We start from the raw sequence: 7,131 nt of genomic DNA on the forward strand, positions 1-7,131 counted from the left end.
CTGAGCGCGCCGGGTCGCGAGCCCGACGACCCCGACGGCGGCGAGGACCACGACGACGATCTCGACGACGGCGGAGCCACCCGCACCGGTCGCCGCACCGAGCGCAGCAGGTCGTTGACCGGCTCGCGCAGCACGGGCCGCGAGGCGAGGTGCACGGCGAGCACCGACAGCAGCAGCGCCCCGAGCGTCCACGGGACGACCGCGAGCGGGATCTCGAAGGGGATGCCCCCCGGCAGCATGAGCGCCCGCACCCCGAGGGCGAGCAGCATGGCGGCGACGACGCCGAGGGGCAGTCCGAGCAGGACCGGCACGACGAGCTCGCCGAGCAGCAGTCGCCGGGCGCCCGAGCGTGAGCGTCCGCGCAGCCGGGCGAGGGCGACGTCGTGGCGCCGCTGGTCGACGGCGGACTGGGCGACGAGGAAGAGCACGAGCACCGACAGCAGCGCCAGCTGCACCATGACGAAGGGGACGATGACCGCGGTCTGCGAGCGTCCGGTCTCGATGCCGGAGACGATCGTCCCGGCGGACTCGCTCACGGTGATCTCGGGGTGCTCCTCGCCGAGATCCTCGACGGCGGCCGCAGCACGGGGCAGCGAGTCGAGGGTGGCCTTGGAGGTGTCGAGCGGCAGGTCGACGCTGACGGAGGCAGTCGGCAGTGCGTCGGCGAAGGTCGCGTCGACGGTGAAGAGGTCGTCGAGCCCCGGGAGGTTGTCGAGGTCGGGGTGCGGGACGCCGGACTTGCCGTCCGGCCGGTTGCCCAGCCAGTAGTCGGCGTCCTCGTCGGGCACGGAGTAGATGCCGACGACCTCGAGCGGCACGTCGGGCTCGTCGGGGTCGAAGCGCGAGTACTTCGCCTGCGGGATGAGCAGCTCGGTGCCCTGCCTCCACCCCCAGGCCTTGGCGTCCGCCGCGGAGACGACGACCTCACCGCCCTGCCGCGGGCAGCGCCCCTCGATCTCGACGTGGTCGCACAGGCCGGAGCGGGTGCGCAGCAGGGCCGGCGAAGCCTTGCGGCCCTTCGCCGGGCTGAGGTTGGTCGCGTAGCGCAGCCCGGTGATGGGCTCGCCCGAGACGGCCTGCAGACCGGCGGGCACCTCGTCGGCGAGGGTCTGCGGCATGAGGGTGCGCTCGGTCGAGGTGCGCGGACGGGTCATCGTCGTGGCCGTCGTCGCCGGGTCGGCCTCGGTGAGGTGCACCCGCAGCAGCCCCTGGTCGACGCTCCGCGCGAAGACGGGCGCGAAGACCGCACAGGTCGTCACGAGGGCGGAGACGAGGACAAGCGCGATGACCTGCCCCCTGCGGTACCGCAACGCTGCCCGCATGCAGCGGTCCCCCTTCTGTCGTGACCGCCGTCACCCTACGCCTCGGTGTGGGCCAGTGAAGGCCGGATCAGTCGCCGATCTCCTGCGCCATCGCCCGACCGGCCGTGCGCCCGGAGAAGATGCAGCCGCCGAGGAAGGTCCCCTCGAGGGCGCGGTAGCCGTGCAGGCCGCCACCGCCGAAGCCGGCCGCCTCGCCGGCGGCGTAGAGGCCCGGCACCGGCGCGCCGTCGTGACCGAGGACCCGCGAGGACAGGTCGGTCTCGAAGCCACCGAGCGTCTTGCGGGAGAGGACGTGCAGCTTGACGCCGACGAGCGGACCCTTCTTCGGGTCCTGCAGCTTGTGCGGCGGGTAGGCGCGCTTGGAGATCTTGTCGCCGCGGTAGGCGCGGGCGACCCGCATAGCGGCGATCTGCGCGTCCTTGCCATAGGGGTTGTCCAGCTGGGCGTCGCGCTCGTCGAGCTGCCGCTTGACGTGCGCGGCGTCGAGCCGCGGCTCCCCCTCCTCGACGAGCTCGTTCATCTTCGCGACAAGCTCCTCGACGGTGTCGGCCTGGACGAAGTCGGCGCCATGGTCGAGGAAGGCCTGCATCGACGGCGTGACGTCGGCGAGCGAGCGCTTGCGCAGGACCCCGGCGACGTCCTTGCCGGTGAGGTCCTCGTTCTGCTCCGAGCCGGAGAGGGCGAACTCCTTGCCCGCGACGGACCGGTTGGTGACGAACCACGAGTGGTCGTGACCGGTGGCGCGCAGGTGCTCGAGCGTGCCGAGGGTGTCGTAGCCGGGCATGAGCGGCGCCGGCAGCCGGTTGCCCTCGGCGTCGAGCCACATCGAGCTCGGCCCGGGCAGGATCCGGATGCCGTGGCCGGCCCAGATGGGGTCCCAGTTGCGGATCCCTTCGACGTAGTGCCACATCCGGTCGCGGTTGATGAGGTTGCCGCCGGCGGCCTCGGTGATGGCGATCATCCGACCGTCGACGTGCGCCGGCACGCCGGTCACCATGTGCTTCGGCGGCGTGCCGAGGCGCTCGGGCCAGTTGGCGCGCACGAGGTCGTGGTTGCCGCCGATGCCGCCCGAGGCGACGAGGACGACGGGGGCCCGCAGCTCGAAGCCACCGATGCTGTCGCGGTTGCTCGCCACGCCACGCTCGGCGTCGTCGGGCGCGAGCTCGACCCCACGGACACCGGTGACGGCACCCCCTTCGACGATGATCTCGTCCACGCGGTGCCGGTGGGCATAGGTCACCAGCCCACGCTCACGGGCCTCTTCGACCCTGCGGACGAAGGGAGCGGCAACCCCGGGACCGGTCCCCCACGTGATGTGGAAGCGGGGCACGGAGTTGCCGTGGCCGTGGGCCGAGCCGTCGCCGCGCTCGGCCCAGCCGACGATGGGGAACCAGCGCATGCCCTGCTCGTGCAGCCAGGCCCGCTTCTCCCCGCCCGCGAAGTCGAGGTAGGCCTGCGCCCACTGCCGCGGCCAGTGGTCCTCCTCGCGATCGAAGCCAGCGGTGTTCATCCAGTCGCCGTGGGCCAGCTCGGCCGAGTCCTTGATGCCCATGCGCCGCTGCTCGGGGCTGTCGACGAAGAAGAGCCCGCCGAAGGACCAGTGCGCCTGACCGCCGATGTTGGCGACGCTCTCCTGGTCGACGAGGAGGACCTTGCGGCCGGCATCCGCCAGCTCCGCGGTCGCGACGAGTCCGGCCAGCCCGTGGCCCACGACGATGGCATCAGCTTCCATGCGCTGACCCTAGACCGTATTACTCGTCAGTAGCAACTGGGGTTCAGGTCGACTCTGCCTACAGTGGGCCGCATGTCCTGGACCGCCCGCCTGCGCCTCGTCGCGGCGACCCTGGCGCTCGTCGCCGCGGTCGTCACCGGCGGGCTCGTCACCGCCTCGCTGTGGCCCGTGACCGTCGAGACCGACTACTACGCCGCGGACGTGCGCCTGTCCCCGAGCTGGACGGACCGGTCGCACATCGGCACCGACACGGTCGTCGGCAGCGTGTCCGCGCAGTTCGCCGGCATCGCCCCCGGCGTGCAGGTCTCGCCGCGGGTCAAGCCCTCGATCACCGACCTCGTCGCCTCGGGCAACCTCGACGCCGCGAGCCTCGACGTCAGCCCGCAGGAGCGCACCCGGGTCATCACCGACGCCGCGACCGGGGTCGGGCTGCGCTTCGCCGCCGGTGGCGTGCTCGGTCTGCTCCTGTGCCTCGGCGTGGTCCGGCTGCGCCGTCGCACGCTCCCGCACCGCCGGACCGTCGTCGGCGCGAGCCTCGTCACCGCGGTCACCCTGTCGACCCTGGGCCTGTCGGCCTGGCGCACCTACGACCCAGACCGGCTCGTCGAGCTGCGCTCGAGCGGGCTGCTCCAGCTGGCCATCGCCAACCGCGACCTCCTCGACGACGTCGAGCAGCGGGCCGACCAGGCCACGCCCTACCTGCGCAACCTCCTCGCGCTGTCGACGGCGATGCAGCAGGAGTACGCACCCGAGGCCGAGGACGACTCCGCCGCGCTCAAGGTGCTGCTCGTCTCCGACGTGCACGCCTCCAACCAGTACGCGCTCATGCGCACGATCGTGCGCGAGCAGGACATCGACGTCGTCATCGACTCCGGCGACCTGATCAACTTCGGTCGGGTGCAGGAGGCCGGGCTGAGCAACCTCTACCGGTCGATCTCCTCGCTCGGGGTCCCCTATGTCTTCGTCTCCGGCAACCACGACCGCAGCGCTGTCGACGACACCCAGCTGCTCGACGACCTCGCCGGCACCGACGGCGTGACGCTCCTCGAGCCGGGCTCGGGCGAGTACCAGGAGATCGAGGTCGGCGGCCTGCGGATCGCGGGCTTCAACGACCCGCGCTACTACGGCGACGCCGACGACGGCAGCACCGACGAGCAGGTCGCGGCGCGCGACCGGTGGGTCGAGGCCCTCGGCGAGACCGAGGCGCCGGACATCACCGTCTCCCACGAGGAGCCCGCGCTCGACGACGCTCCCGGCCGGCTGCGCGTCCACGGCCACGGGCACGTGCCGCAGGTGAGCGGCAACCGGCTGCAGGTCGGCACCTTCACCGGCGGCGGCACCCTCTCGCACTTCGTCGGCGGTCCCGATGCCGAGCTCGTCGGCCAGCCGAGCAGCTTCGACGTGCTGACCTTCGACGACCGGTGCCGGGCCCAGCGCCTGACCCGCTACGAGTACCGCTCGGTCATCGAGGGGCGGCCGAGCTTCGACTCGCTCTCCGTGCTCAACGCCGCCCGGATCGTCGACGCCCCCGAGGAGGGGCGCACCTGCGGCGGGGACAAGGCGACGGTCCGCCCCCTTCGGCCGTAGCCGGGGACGGACCGTCGCTCGCCTCGATCAGACCGCCGGGAAGGCCGGCGGGTGGACCTGCGCCATCTCCTCGAGCACGCGCACGACCTGGCAGGAGTAGCCGAACTCGTTGTCGTACCAGACGTAGAGGACGACCCGGTCGCCCGAGGTGATCGTCGCGCGGCCGTCGACGATGCCGGCGTGACGGTTGCCGACGAAGTCGGTCGAGACGACCTCGGGGCTGTCGATGTAGTCGAGCTGCTTGTGCAGGTCGCCGTAGAGCGAGGCCTGACGCAGGAAGTCGTTGAGCTCCTCGCGCTCGACGCTCTTCTCCAGCGTGAGGTTGAGGATCGCCATCGACACGTCGGGGGTGGGCACCCGCACCGAGTTGCCGGTGAGCTTGCCCTCGAGCTCGGGCAGCGCCTTGGCCACGGCCTTGGCGGCGCCGGTCTCGGTCAGCACCATGTTGAGCGCCGCCGAGCGGCCACGCCGCTCGCCCTTGTGGAAGTTGTCGATGAGGTTCTGGTCGTTGGTGAAGGAGTGGACCGTCTCGATGTGGCCACCGACGACGCCGTACTCGTCGTTGACGACCTTGAGCGCCGGGACGATCGCGTTGGTCGTGCACGAGGCGGCGGTGACGACCTTGCTGTCGCCGATCATCGCGTCGTTGATGCCGCTGACGATGTTGGGCAGGCCTCCCTTGCCCGGGGCGGTGAGCAGCACGCGGGAGACGCCGGGGCAGGCGAGGTGCTTGGACAGGCCCTCCTCGTCACGCCACTTGCCGGTGTTGTCGACGACGATCGCGTCGTTGATGCCGTACTGCGTGTAGTCGACGCTCGACGGGTCGTCGGAGTAGATGACCTGGATGAGGGTGCCGTTGGCGAGGATGGTGCTGGCCTCCTCGTCGACGGTGATCGTGCCGGCGAAGGAGCCGTGGACCGAGTCGCGGCGCAGCAGGCTGGCGCGCTTGGACAGGTCGTTGTCGGCGCCCTTGCGCACGACGATGGCGCGCAGGCGCAGGCCGTGACCGGTGCCGGCGTGCTCGATGAGGATGCGCGCGAGCAGGCGGCCGATGCGGCCGAAGCCGTAGAGGACGACGTCGGTGCTCGGCAGCTCGCCCTCGCCGTGCTTGCCGACGACGTCAGCGAGCTCGGAGCGCAGGAAGTCCTCGAGCGCGACGCCATCGCCGGCCTCGAGGCGGCGGCGGTGCAGGCGGGCGACGTCGATGGAGGCCGGGCCGGGCTGGAGGGCGGTGAGCGCCTCGAGCATCGGCAGGGTGTCGTCGACGGTCAGCTCGATGTCGACGCGACGGGCGAAGCGGTGCGCCTTGAGCACGTCGGTCGAGGACTGGCCGAGGAGGGCGCGGCCGTGGATCGAGGTCACGACCCCGAACTCGCGGTAGAGGCGGCCCACGACGGGGATCATCGCCTCCGCCTTGGCCTGGCGGTCGGCCCACTCGGAGAGGTGGTCGTCGGCTGCGTTGCTCGTCTGCGGCGTCGTCGTCATGGGCCCAGATCGTAGCCGCTGACGCCTCGGGGACGAGCCTCGCACCGGCCTGCGACGACGGATCTCACACCGGTCAGCCCGGGGTCGTCACGTCGAAGAGCGCCTGCACCTTGGGCGCCCCTCCGCAGGTGAGCTGGTGGGGCGCGCTCATCGTGCGCACGACATGACGAAGGGAGGACCGCCCACCGTGGTCGAGGTGGACCAGCCAGGCGTCCTCGCCGGCGGCCTCGAGGCGCGGCGGTGCGAGGTCGGGCAGGCGCACGGAGGGGTCGGTGCGCAGCAGGTCGTGGGCCGCGGCCTGCGCCGCCGGGTGCCAGGAGCAGCGGCCACGCCAGCGGTCGAGGTCGACCCGACCGTCGAGGTGGTCGAGGACGACCCGGGGCGCGGTGTCGCCGGTGAGCCGGCCGTACATCGACCCCTCAGGGAGGATCACGACGTTGCCGGCGAAGCGGTCGCCGCCGAGGTGGGTCGTCTCCCAGACGGCACCGGGCAGGGCGTCGTCGAGGACCGCGGCGACGACCCGCCCCTCGACCGCGCAGCAGACGTCTTTGCGCCCGTGGGCGCACACGAGGAAGAGCGGTTCGCTCGTCGGGTCGGGCAGGTCGTCGAAGCGCCCCGCGAGCGCGACGAGGTCCTCGGGCCGCTCCCAGCGGGCGCGGCCGACGAGCCCGCGCCGCACGTCGACGAGGAAGACCTGCTGCAGCCCCTCGGCCTCGACCTGGTCGCCCTCGAGCCGGCCGTGCCGGCGGATGAGCTGGAGCCGGGCACCGAAGCGCCCCAGGGCGGCGTCGAGGTCGGCGCGGACGTCGGCGATGCCGGGCGCCGCGATCGGCTTGGCTGGCCACGGGCCGGGGTGACGACGAGTCATCCAGTAGCGCGCGGGCACGGCGGTGCCGACCGGCACGTCGCCGCGCTCGAGGGCGGCGAGCGAGCACCGGGTGGGCCTCGCGGAGGGGGTCGTGCTCACGCTCGCGACCCTACGCGGGGCGCTCGGCGGCGGGCACC

At 72.4% G+C, this 7,131-nt stretch carries 5 protein-coding genes; 1 reads left to right on the forward strand and 4 read right to left on the reverse strand.

All coding sequences use genetic code 11. The features are described from left to right. A partial coding sequence (locus tag AC2W7J_RS13900) for an FtsX-like permease family protein (protein WP_485983099.1) occupies positions 1-1,322 on the reverse strand: 1,322 nt, incomplete at its 3' end. Between the two features lie 67 nt (positions 1,323-1,389). Further along, positions 1,390-3,054 (reverse strand): FAD-binding dehydrogenase, encoded by a 1,665-nt coding sequence (locus AC2W7J_RS13905; protein ID WP_485983101.1) that lies wholly within the window; start codon positions 3,052-3,054, stop codon positions 1,390-1,392. Between the two features lie 72 nt (positions 3,055-3,126). Between AC2W7J_RS13905 and AC2W7J_RS13910 the strand changes: the two genes are divergently transcribed. Then, positions 3,127-4,641, forward strand: a complete 1,515-nt coding sequence (locus AC2W7J_RS13910) for a metallophosphoesterase family protein (protein ID WP_485983102.1) — start codon at positions 3,127-3,129, stop codon at positions 4,639-4,641. Between the two features lie 27 nt (positions 4,642-4,668). Here AC2W7J_RS13910 and AC2W7J_RS13915 read toward each other — a convergent pair whose 3' ends face one another. After that, positions 4,669-6,126 carry a glyceraldehyde-3-phosphate dehydrogenase gene (locus AC2W7J_RS13915; RefSeq protein ID WP_255184632.1) on the reverse strand — a complete coding sequence of 486 codons (1,458 nt, stop codon included), beginning with the start codon at positions 6,124-6,126 and terminating at the stop codon, positions 4,669-4,671. A gap of 73 nt (positions 6,127-6,199) precedes the next feature. Continuing rightward, complete coding sequence (locus AC2W7J_RS13920; protein WP_485983104.1) at positions 6,200-7,093, reverse strand: ferredoxin family protein; 894 nt, start codon at positions 7,091-7,093, stop codon at positions 6,200-6,202. Between the last annotated feature and the right edge of the window lie 38 nt (positions 7,094-7,131).

It is taken from the genome of Janibacter sp. CFPM2_SD2, from assembly GCF_057364645.1.

Bases quoted from the DNA above. Each gene is read 5' to 3' on its own strand.
- AC2W7J_RS13905 (WP_485983101.1), bottom strand. From the start codon at position 3,054: ATGGAAGCTGATGCCATCGTCGTGGGCCACGGGCTGGCCGGACTCGTC.
- AC2W7J_RS13915 (WP_255184632.1), bottom strand. From the start codon at position 6,126: ATGACGACGACGCCGCAGACGAGCAACGCAGCCGACGACCACCTCTCC.
- AC2W7J_RS13910 (WP_485983102.1), top strand. From the start codon at position 3,127: ATGTCCTGGACCGCCCGCCTGCGCCTCGTCGCGGCGACCCTGGCGCTC.